This window comes from Gemmata algarum (assembly GCF_034097035.1).
Classification (GTDB): domain Bacteria; phylum Planctomycetota; class Planctomycetia; order Gemmatales; family Gemmataceae; genus Gemmata; species Gemmata algarum.
The window spans coordinates 1-15,459 of sequence record NZ_JAXBLV010000217.1 but is presented as its reverse complement, the minus strand read 5'-3'; the positions used below and the strand labels follow the sequence as shown (position 1 = coordinate 15,459).

The 15,459-nt window shown below is 65.7% G+C and carries 13 protein-coding genes; 10 read left to right on the top strand and 3 right to left on the bottom strand.

Annotated features, from left to right (window positions below; all coding sequences use genetic code 11):
* Window positions 1-20: 20 nt before the first annotated feature.
* Window positions 21-1,064: a DUF3592 domain-containing protein gene (locus tag R5W23_RS26005; protein ID WP_320688879.1), complete on the top strand. Its 1,044-nt coding sequence runs from the start codon at window positions 21-23 to the stop codon at window positions 1,062-1,064.
* A gap of 170 nt (window positions 1,065-1,234) precedes the next feature.
* Window positions 1,235-3,280, top strand: a complete 2,046-nt coding sequence (gene tkt / locus R5W23_RS26000; protein WP_320688878.1) for a transketolase — start codon at window positions 1,235-1,237, stop codon at window positions 3,278-3,280.
* Between the two features lie 171 nt (window positions 3,281-3,451).
* Here the strand turns inward: tkt and R5W23_RS25995 are convergent, their stop codons facing one another.
* Both R5W23_RS25995 and R5W23_RS25990 read right to left on the bottom strand, forming a co-directional pair.
* The gene (locus tag R5W23_RS25995) at window positions 3,452-4,402 is read right to left on the bottom strand and encodes a hypothetical protein (protein ID WP_261189951.1); all 951 of its coding nucleotides are present in this window, start codon (window positions 4,400-4,402) and stop codon (window positions 3,452-3,454) included.
* A gap of 39 nt (window positions 4,403-4,441) precedes the next feature.
* On the bottom strand, window positions 4,442-4,795 hold the full coding sequence (locus R5W23_RS25990; RefSeq protein ID WP_320688877.1) for an STAS domain-containing protein: 354 nt from the start codon (window positions 4,793-4,795) through the stop codon (window positions 4,442-4,444).
* A 68-nt stretch (window positions 4,796-4,863) separates the two neighbouring features.
* On the opposite strand from R5W23_RS25990, the gene R5W23_RS25985 reads away from it, so the two are divergent.
* On the top strand, window positions 4,864-5,859 hold the full coding sequence (locus tag R5W23_RS25985; protein ID WP_320688876.1) for a prenyltransferase/squalene oxidase repeat-containing protein: 996 nt from the start codon (window positions 4,864-4,866) through the stop codon (window positions 5,857-5,859).
* A gap of 50 nt (window positions 5,860-5,909) precedes the next feature.
* Here R5W23_RS25985 and R5W23_RS25980 read toward each other — a convergent pair whose 3' ends face one another.
* Window positions 5,910-6,650: a 3-keto-disaccharide hydrolase gene (locus tag R5W23_RS25980; protein WP_320688875.1), complete on the bottom strand. Its 741-nt coding sequence runs from the start codon at window positions 6,648-6,650 to the stop codon at window positions 5,910-5,912.
* A 319-nt stretch (window positions 6,651-6,969) separates the two neighbouring features.
* Between R5W23_RS25980 and R5W23_RS25975 the strand changes: the two genes are divergently transcribed.
* From R5W23_RS25975 to R5W23_RS25945, 7 genes are all read left to right on the top strand, one after another.
* Complete coding sequence (locus tag R5W23_RS25975) at window positions 6,970-8,328, top strand: hypothetical protein (protein WP_320688874.1); 1,359 nt, start codon at window positions 6,970-6,972, stop codon at window positions 8,326-8,328.
* 107 nt (window positions 8,329-8,435) lie between these two features.
* The gene (locus tag R5W23_RS25970) at window positions 8,436-9,287 is read left to right on the top strand and encodes an isochorismatase family protein (protein ID WP_320688873.1); all 852 of its coding nucleotides are present in this window, start codon (window positions 8,436-8,438) and stop codon (window positions 9,285-9,287) included.
* A gap of 368 nt (window positions 9,288-9,655) precedes the next feature.
* Window positions 9,656-11,326: an energy-dependent translational throttle protein EttA gene (ettA, locus tag R5W23_RS25965; RefSeq protein WP_261189943.1), complete on the top strand. Its 1,671-nt coding sequence runs from the start codon at window positions 9,656-9,658 to the stop codon at window positions 11,324-11,326.
* A gap of 36 nt (window positions 11,327-11,362) precedes the next feature.
* Entirely contained in the window at window positions 11,363-11,668 is a 306-nt protein-coding gene (locus R5W23_RS25960; RefSeq protein ID WP_320688872.1) for a hypothetical protein, read from the top strand.
* 20 nt (window positions 11,669-11,688) lie between these two features.
* Window positions 11,689-11,931, top strand: a complete 243-nt coding sequence (locus R5W23_RS25955) for a hypothetical protein (RefSeq protein ID WP_320688871.1) — start codon at window positions 11,689-11,691, stop codon at window positions 11,929-11,931.
* Window positions 11,928-12,611: an ABC transporter ATP-binding protein gene (locus R5W23_RS25950; protein WP_320688870.1), complete on the top strand. Its 684-nt coding sequence runs from the start codon at window positions 11,928-11,930 to the stop codon at window positions 12,609-12,611. The genes R5W23_RS25955 and R5W23_RS25950 overlap by 4 nt, the downstream gene beginning before the upstream one ends.
* Before the next feature lie 104 nt (window positions 12,612-12,715).
* Window positions 12,716-15,454, top strand: coding sequence for an ABC transporter permease (locus tag R5W23_RS25945; RefSeq protein WP_320688869.1), 2,739 nt, complete (start codon window positions 12,716-12,718; stop codon window positions 15,452-15,454).
* Window positions 15,455-15,459 lie beyond the last annotated feature (5 nt).

The window sequence follows — 15,459 nt, the reverse complement described above, 5'->3', positions numbered from 1 at the left end:
CTGATGAGGCTGGGCGTGCTATGCTGCCGGAACTGTCGCCCGCCCAAATGTGCAACCCGATGCCGACCGAATTAGAAGCCAAGCAACAGCAGCAGAACCAGCGAGAACGCAGGCAAGCGCTTGCTGTTCTTGTTCCGTGCATACTTGCATTCGACGGGTGGGTTGCTTCTGCTTGGGTTCACCAGATCCGATCGGCCTCGTTTCCCACGACCCCTGGTGTAGTAGTGGGGCACCACCGAGTACCGTCAGGGAAGACCACGAGGCCGGTGATCGTCTACGAGTACGAAGTCGACGGAATTCAGCGCGCTTCGGATTGCTGTTGGTACGATGCCGCGTTCATTATGCCGCCGCGCGAGCGTGAGTTAACGGCTCGCTTCCCGATCGGCGCCCGGGTGTCGGTGTCCTACAATCCGGCGGACCCGGCCGATGCTGTGCTGCTTCCAGGGCTTCAAGGGGCGCACGTCTTTGGATTATTGTCGTTGATTGCGCTAAACTTGTGCCCCTGGGGCATCAAACAAGCCATGCGCGAGTCGCCGCCGGATGATTACGTCAAGCACACGATTCGTTTCACCAAGTTCGGCTGGCAAATCGTTCTTGCGGCAGGCCCGTTTCCCGTGCCCAGTAGTTCGCTTTTTGTGCTTGCTCTGCTTTTTGGCGGCCCACTCCTGGCGGCAGTCTCAGGACCATTCCCGACTACTAGTGAGGCCGTCCAAGTTTTGTTGGTGTCCTCATTGATGTTTGTGTTCGCCGCGTTCGGGTGTGCTTGGGTGCAACGCTGGAGGGCGCGGCTGGACGTGGATGTCGAAAAGCGAGAGCTGCGGTGGCGCTCGGGCCGGCTTCTCAAACACACGTTTCGGCTCCCGTTCGAGGCCGTTGTGGATGTTCGGACTGCCGAACACGAGGACCACCGGGGGATTCGCACTCGTCGTCTCGAAATCGACTGGTACACAACGAAAGATCGAACGCGAACACTCGTCATTCCCGGCGGCGCGGACTGGGCTGCGGTCGGACCCGTGGCCGTTCGGTTACGCGGGGCTGTGTTTGGCAGATCGACCCGCGCTTGAGCCAACTCAGTTTACTCCACTGTGAGATAAAGGATTTTCTTGTCCGCTTTTGGTGCGGGCGGAACTATCAGGTTGTTCATCTTTTGCAGTAAGTATTTCTGTTTTCAACCGATGCGCGGGGTCATATCCTCTACAGCGCTCCCCACACTCACTCTGATGAGGCCGACGAGATGAGCACCTTCACCGCGCTCGACACCACCGCGATCAACACCATTCGTACGCTCGCCATGGACGCGGTGCAGAAGGCCAACTCCGGGCACCCGGGCGCGCCGATGGGCCTGGCGCCGGTCGCGTACACGCTGTGGAACAAGTTCCTCAACTACGACCCCACCGACCCGATGTGGCCGAACCGCGACCGGTTCGTGCTGTCGAACGGCCACGCGTCGATGCTGATCTACTCCCTGATCCATCTGGCGCAGATCAAGAACGTCGACCACGACGGCAAGGTGCACGACGAGCCGTCGCTGCCGATCGAGCAGTTGCAGCAGTTCCGCCAGCTCAACAGCAAGACCCCGGGGCACCCCGAGAACGAGTACACCGCCGGCGTCGAGACCACGACCGGCCCGCTGGGCACCGGGGTGGGCAACGCGGTCGGCATGGCGATCGCGCAGAAGTGGCGGGCCGGGTACTACGGGCGCCCGGGGTTCGAGGCCCTGTTCGACCACCGCGTGTACGCGATCTGCGGCGACGGGTGCATGATGGAGGGCGTGGCGAGCGAGGCCGCGTCGCTCGCCGGGCACCTGAAGCTCAACAACCTCACGCTGATCTACGACGACAACGGCATCACCATCGACGGGCACACGCACCTCGCGTTCTCGGAGGACGTGGCGAAGCGGTTCGAGGCCTACGGCTGGAGCATCCAGCGCGTCACCGACGGCAACGACCTGGAGGGCATGGCGAACGCGATCGCGGCGTCCAAGACCGCCGACCGCCCGACGCTGATCGTGCTAAAGACGGTGATCGGGTACGGGTCGCCGAACAAGGCCGACACGCACGGCGCCCACGGCGAGCCGCTCGGCGCTGACGAGATCAAGCTCACGAAGAAGGCGTACGGCTGGCCGGAGGACTCGTCGTTCCTGGTCCCGGACGGGGTCTACGACCTGTTCAAGAGCGGCATCGGCGCCCGCGGCGCCGCCGCCCGGGCCGCGTGGCAGAAGCTGTTCGAAGAGTACACCGCGAAGTACCCGACCGAGGCCGCGGAACTGGCCGCGATGGAGAAGCGCGACCTGCCCGCGGGCTGGGACAAGGACATCCCGGTGTTCCCGGCCGACCCGAAGGGCCTCGCCACCCGCGAAAGCTCCGGCACGGTGCTGAACGCGCTCGCGAAGACCGTCCCGTGGATCGTGGGCGGGTCCGCGGACCTGAACCCGTCCACCAAGACGTTCCTGAAGGACAAGGGCGTGTTCTCGCCCAAGAACTGGGCCGGCCGCAACGTCCACTTCGGGGTCCGCGAGCACGGCATGGGCGCCATCATGAACGGCATGGCGCTGTCGAAGCTCCGCAGCTACGGCTCGGGCTTCCTCATCTTCTCGGACTACGGCCGCCCGCCGATCCGCCTGGCCGCGATCATGGGCCTGCCGGTGCTGTACGTGTTCACCCACGACTCGATCGGGGTCGGCGAGGACGGCCCGACGCACCAGCCCATCGAACAACTGATGTCGCTGCGGGCGATGCCGAACCTGATCGTCATCCGCCCGGGCGACGCGAACGAGGTGGCCGAGGCGTACAAGGTGGCGGTGCAGGAGAAGCACCACCCGGTCGTGCTGGCGATGACCCGGCAGGCGCTGCCGACGCTGGACCGCTCGAAGTACAACGCCGCGTCCGGGCTGGCGAAGGGCGGGTACGCGGTCAACAACGTGCCGAGCCCGGACGTGGTCCTCATCGCCACCGGCAGCGAGCTGTCGCTGGCGCTGGACGCGTCGGACAAGCTCGCGGCCGAGGGCATCAAGGCCCGCGTGGTGAGCCTGCCGAGCTGGGAGCTGTTCGAGAAGCAGGACAAGTCCTACCGCGACAGCATCATCCCGCCGGACGTGAAGGCCCGCGTGTGTGTGGAGATGGGCGCGGCGTTCGGGTGGGAGCGGTACGCGGGGACCACGGGCGCCATCATCGCGATGCAGTCGTTCGGCGCGTCGGCCCCGCTGAAGGACCTGCTCAAGCACTTCGGGTTCACGGTCGAAGCCGTCGTGAAGGCCGCGAAGGAACAGGTCGGGAAGTGAGTTTGAGGAGATAGCTTTTGACAAGATGAACAGGATTTGAAAGGCAGCAGAAAGTGGCTTCTGCCTTTCAAATCCTGTTCATCCTGTCGATCCCGTCAAAAATGCTGCCCCACCGATCAACGCCGGCAGGTAACGCTCACCGTCACCAGCGCCTTTCAATCGGACTTGATATCAGTCATCCAAATCCCAGACGGCGAGCTTCTTCGACGAGCCGCCGACGGTCGCGGTTAGGCCATCTGGTGCGATAGCCGCGTCGTTCACCTTCCCAACTCCCCAGTCCCACGGTCCGCGCATCTGCCCGGTGCCGCTCTCGATGGCACACACCAATTTACTCTCGAAACAGTGAGCGATGAACCGTCGGGCGTCTGCGCAAAGCGAGAGTTTGGGCGTGGACTCGCAGTGCGGCAGCTCCACCGTCAAATCGAGGTGGAAGCCGTTCTGCCCGACCGAGTAGATCAGCACGCGCTGGTGGTCCGAGACGTAGTAGCGGCCGTCGGAGGCGATCAGGAACCCGTTACAATGTTCTGTCGTACCCACCGGTTTCGTTACCTTCGCTTCCGGCTGCGCGAGGTCGCCACTCCAGTAAGTAACCCCGCCGCGCTCGCGTGACCAGCAATCAATCACGATTTGGCTCGTTCCAGGAACGGTGGTCACGTGCTGACAATCGGTATCCGAGAAGCCGCTGTACTCGAACTCCGTGAGGTCAGGCAAGCGCCAGTAGCGGAAATCGTAACGGGTGACGCGGCGCTCCGTCCGGCCGAACCAGAAGGTCGAATCGCCTGTGAAGCACATCCGAGAATAAAAGACGCGGTCGGGGAAGCGGTATTCGTTCCAGCCGCGGAGCAGGCAACGGCTCTCGGCATTCGGCGCGTCCGGCGGTGCGAACGAGCCGACCTTAAAAAGAGTTGGGGCTTCAAAACCGGTGACCGCGAGCCAGTGACCGTCGGGCGAAACATCGAGCCAGCCGTCGAACCGATCCTCCGCGGTCTCACGGGCGACAAGCACGCGGCCGGTACCGCCGGCCGGGTACGCCCATAGTTCACCGCCGGTCAGCGCGAACAGCGTCCCGTCCGGCCCGTAGGCGACGGACTGCACGCGCGACGAATGCCGGTATGTACGCACGCTCGCACCCGTTACCGAGATCCCGCGGCACGTTCACCTTCAGACGGCCGCCAGCGCCTCTTCCCGCGTGAGATAAACCGGCAGCAGTTGGGTGAGCTTGGTCATTGTCAGCATCGAGAGTACGGCCTCGGTCGGGCGGTACACCGCAATCGCGCCTTCGCCCCGCACCTGATTCGCCAGCCCCACCAGGAGCCGGAGGCCGAGACTCCCGGCGTACTCGAGGTGGGTCAGATCGAACACGAATCGCCGCACCCCGGCGCGGTACACTTCCTGAACCTGCGGGTGCAACTCTTCAACCGCCTCCGGGTCCAACTTCCCCAGTAGCGCAATCACGACCGCGCGGTTGTCCGGGGTGAATTCGAACTGACAGGCGAACGTGGGCTGCTTCGACATGGCCGGCTCAGGTGGAGAGGGTGTCGCTGGATCGAGTATAACGAACGGCACCTTCCGGAGTACCCCAAATGTTCTCCGCCCTTCTCGCCGCCGCTCTGGCGGTTCCCGCGCCGGTGCCGTCCGGGCCGGGCACGAAAGCCCTTCGCGACGCGGTGACCGCGGCTCTAGGGCCGCTGCGCCTCGGAGCCGTTGGTCACGCCGAGCAGAAAACGTGCTTCGCGTGTCACAACCAGGCTCCGCCGATGTTCGCATTCGCGACCGCGAAAGGGCGCGGGTTTGAGTTGCCCGCGTCGCTGTTCACCTCTCAGGCCACGCACGTGCTCGGGTTCCTCGAAACGAACCGCACGCGGTTCAAGAACGGCACCGGCACCGGCGGCGCGGCGGCCACCGCGGGCTACGCCCTGTTCACCCTCGAACTGGCCGGTCACAAACCGGACGAGGACACCGCCGCCGTCGCGGGCTATCTCCTGAACACCCAGGCCGAGCGCGACCACTGGCGCACCACCTCGAACCGGCCGCCCACAGAGGCGAGCGATTTCACAACGACCTATTTCGCTATGCGGGCGCTGCGGGTGTGGGGGCCGGCCGCGAAACTTGACGCGGAGAAGGTCAAGGCGCGCACCGCGAGTGCCCGGGGGTGGCTCGCAAAAGCGGACGCGAAGGACACCGAGGACCGGGCGTTCCGGCTGCTGGGGCTGAAAGAGACCGGGGCCGACCGGAAGGAACTGGCAACCGCCGCGTGGGAACTGCTCCGCGGGCAGCGCCCGGACGGTAGCTGGGCACAACTCGACGGCGGGCGCGGGGACGCTTACGCGACGGGGCTGGCGCTGGTAGCCCTGCACATTGGCGGCGAACTGAAGGTGGACGCGCCCGCGTATCGTGCAGGGATCGCCTACCTGTTGAAAACGCAGCGGGCGGACGGGACGTGGTTCGTGAAGTCCCGGAGCAAGCCGTTCCAGCCGTATTACGAGAGCGGCTTCCCGCACGAGAAGGATCAGTTCATCTCGATCGCCGCGAGCGGTTGGGCCGCCGCCGCGCTCACGTTCGCACTGCCCGGGCGCTAAACAGCACGCGCCCGGGTTTACCCCGGGCGCGTGTGCTTTCGTGACTCACATCACTTTTTGATCGGCTTGTATTCGACCTTCTTGAAGGTCATCACGCTGCCCGGGTCGTGCCCCTGGAGCGCGAAGTGGCCCTTCTTGTAGGTCTCGTTCGGGTCCTTGAAGTCCACCGTCTTCTTGCCGTTCACGATGATCTGGATGTGGTTCCCCTCGGCGATCACCTCTTGGGTGAAGAACTCGTCGGCCTTGTGCGGCGCGTCCTTCATCACGCAGATGTCCTTCCGGAACATGCCGAGCTTGGTGCGCCCGTCCGGGTACAGGCTCCCGGTGCGGATCTGGTCGGTGTGGGTGGCGTTGATCTGCGCCTCGTAGCCGGCCGGGAACCCGCCCTCGAACTTCGTGCGGAAGTACTGACCGCTGTTGCCCTTGTCGTTGATCTTCGCCTCCACTTTGTAGTGGAAGTTGTCGGCCTCGATCTCGGTGAAGATGTGGCTCGCCGGGCCGCCGCCGACGATCATACCGTCCTTCACCTGCCACAGGGTCACTTCCTTACCGTCCTTCTGGATGCCGACGAAGGCGGTCACCTTCCCGGCGTCGTTCTTCACTTCCTTCACGCCCTTGAACTGCCCGGTCGGCGGGTTCGGGATCTTCCAGCCGGTGAGGTCCTTGCCGTTGAACAGTTGGACCCATTCGTCGTCCGCGGCGCGAGCGGACCGGGGGGCGGCGGAAGCCAGGGCAACCGCCGCGACCAGCGCAACCAGCGCGGCCGGGCGGGAGAGGCATCGAGATTGCATATGCGGGCTCCAGTGAAAGTTGGCTAAATCGCGACGCGCGCGATTCCGGAGCCAATCCTACCGGTAGGCGCGGTGTGGTTCCAGCGTTCGGAGCAATCAATCGCTACGACGCCACCATCACACCCCGAAAAAATCACCCAGAGTGTGCAGATTTCGTTGCCTACCATTTGGATCGCCAGTACGTTGTTTGTCGTCGGGCCGGATTGGGTAGTTTGGGCAATCTGATTGCCTCTGGTTCGCGCCGACGATTCACCGGGCAGGGTCGCAGCAGGGACGTAGCGGTCGCCCCACTCCCCATCCCGTTAGTGGAGGCTTCGCAATGAAAAGGCGTTTGTTGGGTGTCGCCCTGCTGGGGGCCGCGGTGCTGTTCGTGGCCGGAGAAGCTCAGGGCTTCGGCGGTCGCAAGAAGAAGAGCGACTGCGAGGCCCCGTGCGCCCCGGCCCCGACCGCCGGCTGCGGCGCCGGCTGCGGCAGCTACGTCACCAACTACGTTGACCAGAAGGTGACGGTCAACGAGTGGGTCACCGTTAAGGAAGAGTACAAGTACTGGGTTAACGAGCCGGTCACCAAGAAGGAGAAGGTGACGGTTAAGGAAGCGGCCTGGAAGGACGAGAGCTTCAAGTACACCGTCAACGAGTTGGTCACCAGCAAGGAGAAGGTGACGGTTAAGGAAGCGGCCTGGAAGGACGAGAGCTTCAAGTACACCGTCAACGAGCTGGTCACCAGCAAGGAGAAGGTGACGGTTAAGGAAGCGGCCTGGAAGGACGAGAGCTTCAAGTACACCGCCAACGAGTGGGTGACGAGCAAGGAAAAGGTGAAGGTCGCCGAGTGCAAGGCCGTGACCAAGGATGTCGAGTACACGAGCTACAGCTACACGCCGGTCGTGACGAAGCAAAAGAAGACGGTGTGCGAGTGGGTGTGCGTGCCGGTCACCGTGACCTGCGCCGCCCCGGTCCCGACCCCCGCCCCGTGCGACACCGGCAAGGTCGGGCTCTTCGGCCGCCTGTGCGGCAAGAAGAAGAGCGACTGCGCCCCGCCGTGCCCGGCCCCGTGCGACGCTCCGTGCCCGCAGGTGGTCACCAAGACGGTCATGCAGCGCCAGCCGGTGACCCGCGAGGTCGAGGTGGACGTGACCACGTACACCAAGGTCGAGAAGAAGGAAAAGAAGCCGGTCACCACCTACGAGACCGTCTGGACCGAGAAGGAAGTGGACGTCAAGAAGTGCGTGCCGGTCGAGAAGACCGGTACCCGCAAGGTGTGCCACTGGGTCGACGTGGCCAAGGAAGTGAACGTGACCAAGTGCGTGCCGGTTGAGAAGACCGGTACCCGCAAGGTGTGCCACTGGGTCGACGTGGCCAAGGAAGTGAACGTGACCAAGTGCGTGCCGGTCGAGAAGACCGGTACCCGCAAGGTGTGCCACTGGGTGGACGTGACCAAGGAAGTGGACGTCACCACCTACAAGCAGGTCGAGAAGACCGGCACCCGCGACGTGAAGAAGTGCGTTCCGACGGAGAAGGTGGTGAAGGTCGCGGTCAGCACCTTCGTCCCGGCCCCGGCTCCGGCCCCGTGCGCTTCGCCGTGCGAAACCCCGTGCGCCCCGGCCATGACCGTCGGCTGCGGCAGCGCGGCTCCGGCCAAGGGCGGGCTGTTCAAGGGCAAGCTGTGCGGTTGCAAGTGACCCGCGTTTGAAGTCCCCAAGCCCCTCGGCGTGTGCCGGGGGCCTTTTCGTTTTTCTCCGCCCACGAGCCGGGTATCATCGGGGCGAACACCCGACGGAGTACCGCAATGACCCGCCGCTTGGCCGTTCCCGTCCTCGCCGCTCTTGTCTTGACCGTTGCGGGTGCGCCCGCGGCCGAGCCGGAGGTGCTGAAACTTCCGGTCCGAATGCTTACCGGCGGAATCACAACACGGCCCGACCCGGGTGCCAAGGAGAAGCAAGGAGGTGCCTCGCGGGTGGCACCGGTGTTCACGACTTACGAGGTCGATCCGAAGAAGTGCGCGGTCGTGGTCTGCGACATGTGGGACGACCACTGGTGTAAAAGCGCCTCGAAACGGTGCGGCGAACTCGCCAAGCGAACCGAACCGGTCCTGAAGGCGTACCGCGATCGGGGGATGACGATCATTCACTGCCCGTCGGACACGATGAGCTTTTACAAGGACCACCCGGCGCGCACGCGCGCCCTGGAGGCCAAGAAGGCTACCCCGCCGAAGGCGAAGGAGCTGCCGAACCCGCCGCTGCCGGTGGACGACTCCGACGGCGGGTGCGACGACGAGAGGCCCGCGAAGTCGTTCAAGGCCTGGAGCCGGCAGCACGCCGCCATCACCATCCACGAGGCGAAGGACTACATCACCGACAGCGGCGCCGAGGTGTACAACGTTCTCAAAGAGAAGGGCCTCGACACCGTCCTTGTGCTCGGCGTTCACACCAACATGTGCGTGCTGAACCGCACGTTTGCCATCAAGCAACTGGTGAAGTGGGACGTGCGAACGGTTCTGGTGCGCGACCTGACGGACGCGATGTACAACCCGAAGATGAAGCCGTTCGTGGACCACGACCGGGGTACCCAACTCATCATCGCGTTCATCGAGCAGCACTGGTGCCCGACGACCGAGAGCAACGCGCTGCTCAAGAAGTGACGGTCACGACAGACGCCAGCGGGTAGGTGTGAAACGCGGTGCCGCGGCTCGCGTCGATTCGGTGGCCCGGCCCTTTCATTACGAGCGATTCGATGCGCCGAACGCGAGCGGGGTTTCTCGGAGGCTTGGCGCTTGTGGCGTCGGACGCCGCGCCCGTTGCCGCCGGGATGCCCAGCGTCAACCTCACCGACGCCGCGTCGCTGCGGCTCCAGAGCATTTCGTTTTCCCCGCGTTCGTCTGTTTGACGCCAAAGAATTGACGGAACCGACGGGCGGGCCGCCCGAGTGACGCGAACTCGCGTTACCCCATATCGCGCCCGCCTGATAAGATTCCACCACCCAAACGGGCCGGAACCGCGCGAGGACTGCATGAGCGACCATTACATCTACAACATCCGCAACCTGACCAAGCATTACGGGAAGCGGGAAATCCTCAAGGACATCAACCTGAACTTCTACCCCGGCGCCAAGATCGGGGTGATCGGGTCCAACGGGTCCGGCAAGACCACGCTGCTCCGCATCATGGCCGGCGTGGACAAGGAGTTCATGGGCGAGGCGTGGCCGCACCAGGGCGCGACCATCGGCTACGTCCCGCAGGAGCCGCACCTCACGCCCGGCAAGACGGTCATCGAGAACGTCGAAGAGGCCGTCGCGCCGATCCGCGCCCTGCTGCGCCGCCAGGAAGAGATCGGCGACGAGATGGGGACCGCGGACGAGAAGAAGTTCGAGAAGCTCTCCAACGAAATGGAGCGGCTGCAGGCCCGGATCGACGCGACCAACGCCTACGAACTGGACCGCACCCTCGAGATGGCGATGGACGCCATGCGGCTCCCCCCGCCCGACGCGGCGGTCGAGCGCCTCTCGGGCGGCGAGCGCCGCCGCGTCGCGCTCTGTAAGACGCTGCTCCAGCAGAACGACCTGCTGATCCTGGACGAGCCGACCAACCACCTCGACGCCGAGAGCGTGGAGTGGCTTGAGCACCACCTCGCGGCGTTCCCCGGGGCCGTCGTGGCAGTCACCCACGACCGGTACTTCCTGGACAACGTCGCCAAGTGGATTCTGGAACTGCACGCCGGCCGCGGGTACCCGTTCTCGGGCAACTACTCGGGCTGGATGGAGATGAAGCAGAAGCGGATGGCGGTCGAGGAGAAGCAGGAGTCTGCCAAGAAGAAGCAGCTCGAGCGCGAGCTGGAGTGGGCGCGCAGCTCGCCCAAGGCGCGCATGAGCAAGAGCAAGGCCCGCCTCGCGGCCATTGACAAGCTGCAGGACTCGATCATCGAGGAGGACGACAAGGAGCTGCTGATCCAGATCCCGAGCGGCCCGCCGCTCGGCGACCTCGTCGTGCGCGCCGAGGGGCTGAAGAAGGGCTTCGGCGACGTGCTCCTGTACGACGACCTCACGTTCGACCTTCCGAAGGGCGGCATCGTGGGCGTGATCGGCCCGAACGGCGCCGGTAAGACCACGCTGTTCAAGATGATCGTCGGCCAGGAGCAGCCGGACGGCGGCAAGCTGACCGTCGGCACGACGGTGAAGACGGCCTACGTGGACCAGAACCGCGACGCGCTGGTGGCGACCAATACGATCTTCGAGGAGATCACCGGCGGCACCGACTACATCATGCTGGGCAAGCAGCGGGTCGCGTCCCGCGGGTACTGCGCCCGGTTCAACTTCAAGGGGCCGGACCAGCAGAAGCTGGTGGGCAACTGCTCGGGCGGCGAGCGGAACCGGATTCACCTCGCGAAGCTGTTGCGCAGCAACGGCAACCTGCTGTTATTAGACGAGCCGACCAACGACCTCGACGTGGACACGCTCCGCGCGCTGGAGGAGGCGCTCCTGAACTTCGGCGGGTGCGCGGTGGTGATCTCGCACGACCGCTGGTTCCTGGACCGCATCGCGACCCACATCCTGGCGTTCGAGGGCGACAGCAAGGTGGTCTGGTGCGACGGGAACTTCCAGGTGTACGAGGAGCAGCGCAAGGCCCGGCTCGGCGCTGCCGCCGAACTGCCGACCCGGATCAAATACCGGAAACTCACGAACTGAGTTGCGGGTACTGCCTTCAGCCCGCGGAGCATTGCCTTGCCAATGGTGCGCGAATCGATTATTCGCGAAGCGATTCTCGCCGCGGTCATCTGCGCGGCCGGGATTCCGGCTCATCTGCTTTGGGGAGTCAAAGAGACCGGACCCGGGCGAGCAGAGTTGCTGACCTTCGTCGCGGTAACTTCACTGTTCTGCGCCACGCTGTTCCTTCTGTCTAGCGGAACTGTGGCGTGGGTGTTGCGGCAGAACAACCGACCGGCCCACTCGGCGGCGGACCTCGGATTGTTTGCGATCTGGTGCAGCCTTACGGTGTGGGGTGGGGTTACCACCAGATTCTTGGACTGACTGTTCGGCGGAGGAACGGTATGTCGGACAAAGCGCCGGTCCTGAAAGGCGTTGTCCGCAACGGCGTCATCGTATTCGAGGCGCCGTGGCCGTTGCCGGACGGAACTGAGGTCGAGTTCGTCGTCACCCGGCACGTTTTTACGCCCGAAGAACGCGCCGAGTTTGAAGCTTGGGAAGGCCTGCGCGACGAAGCCTGGGCCATGATCGACCGGTGGGAAGCGGACGCGGCAGGCGAAACACCTCAGTCACACGAGCCGAAATGATCGAACTTCTCGACGCCGTGAAGACCTACACGCAGGGGCGGCGCACGGTGAACGCCGTCCGCGGGGTCACGCTCCGCGTCAACAGCGGCGAGTTCGTGACCATCATGGGACCGTCCGGGTCCGGCAAATCGACCCTCATGCACCTCATGGGCGCGCTCGACACGCCCTCCGGCGGCCGGGCCGTGTTCCACGGGCAGGACCTGCAAACCATGTCCGACCGGCAGCGGTCGCTCCTGCGCCGCGACCGCATCGGGTTCGTGTTCCAGGCGTTCAACCTGCTGCCCACGCTCACCGCCGCCGAGAACGTCGCGCTACCCCTGCTGCTCGCCGGAACGAACCGCCGGCAGGCGCTCCACCGTGCGGCCGAGTGCCTGGAGCGCGTGCTGCTCGCGCACCGGGCCGAGCACTTCCCCGACGAGATGTCCGGCGGAGAGATGCAGCGCGTCGCCGTGGCTCGCGCGCTCGTGGCCGACCCCGAAGCGGTGCTGTGCGACGAACCCACCGGTAACCTCGACACCGCCGCGAGCCGCGAAATTCTGACGCTGCTCTCGAAGCTCCCGGAGCCGGGCAAGCGGGCGGTCATCATGGTCACCCACGACCCCAACGGGGCGTCTTACGGCACCCGCCTCGTGCGCATCCGGGACGGGCTGCTCGAGTCGGACGAGACCGTCCGTAAGTGACCCGGCCCGCCGGCCGTGCGGCCGGCGCCTGTGAAGACAGCAACACTGGTCCACACTGGGCCGCCGCGCGCCGGTGCCCGTGACATCCATTCAAGGGCCGCCGCATGTCGGTGTACCGTCTGCTGGCCGTGCGCTACCTGTTCCAGCGGTGGGACCGGGCCGTGCTCATCATTTCGAGCATCGCCCTGGGCGTCGCCACGCTCGTGTCCGCGCGCATCCTCAACCAGTGCTTCGAGATCGCGGCCCAGGGCACCACCACGCCCGCCGGCAGCGCCGAGCTGTACGTCACCAACGGCGAGGCCGGCGTCGCCCGCGCGCTCGCGGACGAACTCCGCGCGGCCAAGGTGCCGGGGGTGAAGTCCGTTCAGCCGCTGGTGGTCGAACGGGTCTCGCTCCCCGACCTCGACGGGCGGGTCGCGGTTCTGGTGGGCGCGGAAGTGTCGTCCCAACTCCTCACCGACAACAACTCCCTCAAGGTGAAGGTGACCCCGGTCGGCGACATCCCGAAGTGGCAGCTCCTGCCGGTGCTCGCCGCGGTAAAGGACGGCGACCTCACCAAGGCCGGCGATTTGTGGGACCGCATCCCGGCGCGACTGGCGATGGTCAGCCGGTCGATCTACGAGGACTGGAACGGGCGGTGCCAGGCCGCGCTCGCCGCGGGCCAGCCGGCGCCGCCGTTCGTGGTGCGCCACGCCAACCGCGACGCCGTGTGCCTGCCGATCGGCGTCGTGGACTTCGAAGCGGACTCCCCGCTCGCCCCAATGGGCAAGAGCTTCATCGGCATGAGCGTCGGCCAGGCGCTCGGCGTGGTGCGCCCCGCGCCGCCCTACGCCGCGGTCGGCGGCGGCGCGGGCGCGGGCGCGGCGGAATCGCCGTACCCCCCGAAGGTGAACCGCATCGACCTCTTTTTGGAGCCGGGCGCGGACCCGGAAACGGTCCTCGCCGCCGCGTCGCAGGTGGTCGGCCGCCGCGCGGAGGTCCGCACCCCCGACGCCCAGCGCCGCAGCACGCAGGAGATCGTCACCGGGATTCAGGTGGGCGTGCTGATGTGCTCGCTGGGGGCGATGATTATCGGGCTGTTCCTCGTGTACAACGCGATGTCGGTCACCGTCGCGGAGCGCCGGGCGGACATCGGCGTCCTCCGCTCCATCGGGGCCACGCGCACGCAAATCGTGGTGCTGTTCTCGGCCGCGTCCGCGGCCCTGGGGTTCGTCGGCGCGGTGCTCGGGGTGCCGCTCGGTATGCTCCTCGCGGAACTCACCGTCCGGCAGTTCCGCAGCGAACTGGAGTCGATGTTCCTGAACCCCGAGGTGCGGCTCACGCACCTCTCGTGGACGACCGCGGTTGCGGCCGTGGCGGTCGGGACCGGGACCGCCGTGTTCGCCGCACTGGTGCCGGCCCTTCAGGCCGCCGGCGACGACCCGGCGCACGTCGTCCGCCGCTCCGCGGGGCGCGCAAAGGGCATCTGGAACGTGCTCCACCGCTCCGCGTGCCTCGCGCTGATCGTGACCGGGGCGGCCATGATTCTCCTCCGGTTCAACCTCCCCTCTCGCGTGGGGTCGGTCGGTGGGCTCACCCTCGTTCTGGTCGGGCTGCTGCTGGCGTCGCCGATTCTGGTCGCGGTGATGGTGCGGCTGGCGCGGCCGGTCGTGCGCGCGACGGCCCCGTTCACCCTGCGGCTCGCGTTTGACAACCTGTCGCGGGCGCCGGGCCGCACGGGCGTGGTGATCGGCGCGCTGGGGGCCGGGGTCGCGCTGATGTTCCAGACCGCCGGCGTGGGCCGCAGCAACGAGGAGCCGATTCTGTCGTGGATCGAGCAGGTGGTTCAGGCGGACCACTTCGTGTTCAACGGGAACATGACCTCCGCGAACAGCTCGAACAGCCCGATGTCGGCGAACGTCGCCCGCGACCTGAAAGGGCTGCCCGGGGTCGAGGACGTGATGAGCATCCGGTACTACCGGCCCGAGTACAACGGGACCGTCGTGTACCTCGTGGCGCTCGACGTGAAGACCTACGCGGGCACGATGCGGCACCGCGCCCCGGAACTGGCGTCGGACCTGGAGGTGTTCCCCGAACTGGACGACACCCACCCCGACCACAGCGGCGCGAACAAGGTGCTGGTGAGCCACAACTTCGTGGAGCGGCACAAGGTCAAGGTGGGCGACACCGTTCTTGTCCCCGGTCCGCGGGGGCCGGTGCCGCTCGTCATCGTCGGGGCGGTACGGGACTACTCGTGGAGCCGCGGCACCATTTTCCTCGACCGCGCCCGGTACGCGAAGCTGTTCGGGGACAACCTGATCGACATCTGTCACGTGTTCGTGAAGCCCGGTGAGACCGGGGGCGCGGAGCCCGCCCTGGATCGGTACGCCGCGGACAAGGGGCTGTTCGTGACCGACCGGTTCTCGCTCCGCAAGTTCCTCTCCGAGCTGCTGAACCGTGTGTACGTCCTGGCGTACATGCAGCAGCTTCTGGTGGGCGTCGTGGCGGCGCTGGGCGTGGTTACCGCGCTGCTCATCTCGGTGCTCCAACGCAAGCGCGAACTCGGGCTGCTGCTCGCGGTGGGTGCCACTCCGGGCCAAGTGCTGCTGTCCGTGCTGGCCGAAGCGTTCCTGATGGGCGCGTTCGGCACGGTCCTCGGCGTCCTCATCGGGCTGCCGATGGAATGGTACGTTCTAAAAGTGATGTTCGTGGACGAGTCCGGCTTCAACCTCGACATGCTGATCCCGTGGAAGGCGACCTTGGGCATCGCGAGCGCATCAATTACGCTCGCGACGCTCGCGGGACTGCTCCCGGCGTGGCGTGCGATTCAGACGCGCATCCCGGACGCCATGCAATACGAGTAGGCTGA

Coding starts and splice junctions, on each gene's coding strand:
- R5W23_RS26005 (WP_320688879.1), top strand. CDS start 21: ATGCTGCCGGAACTGTCGCCCGCCCAAATGTGCAACCCGATGCCGACC.
- tkt (WP_320688878.1), top strand. CDS start 1,235: ATGAGCACCTTCACCGCGCTCGACACCACCGCGATCAACACCATTCGT.
- R5W23_RS25990 (WP_320688877.1), bottom strand. CDS start 4,795: ATGTCGAAGCAGCCCACGTTCGCCTGTCAGTTCGAATTCACCCCGGAC.
- R5W23_RS25985 (WP_320688876.1), top strand. CDS start 4,864: ATGTTCTCCGCCCTTCTCGCCGCCGCTCTGGCGGTTCCCGCGCCGGTG.
- R5W23_RS25980 (WP_320688875.1), bottom strand. CDS start 6,650: ATGCAATCTCGATGCCTCTCCCGCCCGGCCGCGCTGGTTGCGCTGGTC.
- R5W23_RS25975 (WP_320688874.1), top strand. CDS start 6,970: ATGAAAAGGCGTTTGTTGGGTGTCGCCCTGCTGGGGGCCGCGGTGCTG.
- R5W23_RS25970 (WP_320688873.1), top strand. CDS start 8,436: ATGACCCGCCGCTTGGCCGTTCCCGTCCTCGCCGCTCTTGTCTTGACC.
- ettA (WP_261189943.1), top strand. CDS start 9,656: ATGAGCGACCATTACATCTACAACATCCGCAACCTGACCAAGCATTAC.
- R5W23_RS25955 (WP_320688871.1), top strand. CDS start 11,689: ATGTCGGACAAAGCGCCGGTCCTGAAAGGCGTTGTCCGCAACGGCGTC.
- R5W23_RS25950 (WP_320688870.1), top strand. CDS start 11,928: ATGATCGAACTTCTCGACGCCGTGAAGACCTACACGCAGGGGCGGCGC.
- R5W23_RS25945 (WP_320688869.1), top strand. CDS start 12,716: ATGTCGGTGTACCGTCTGCTGGCCGTGCGCTACCTGTTCCAGCGGTGG.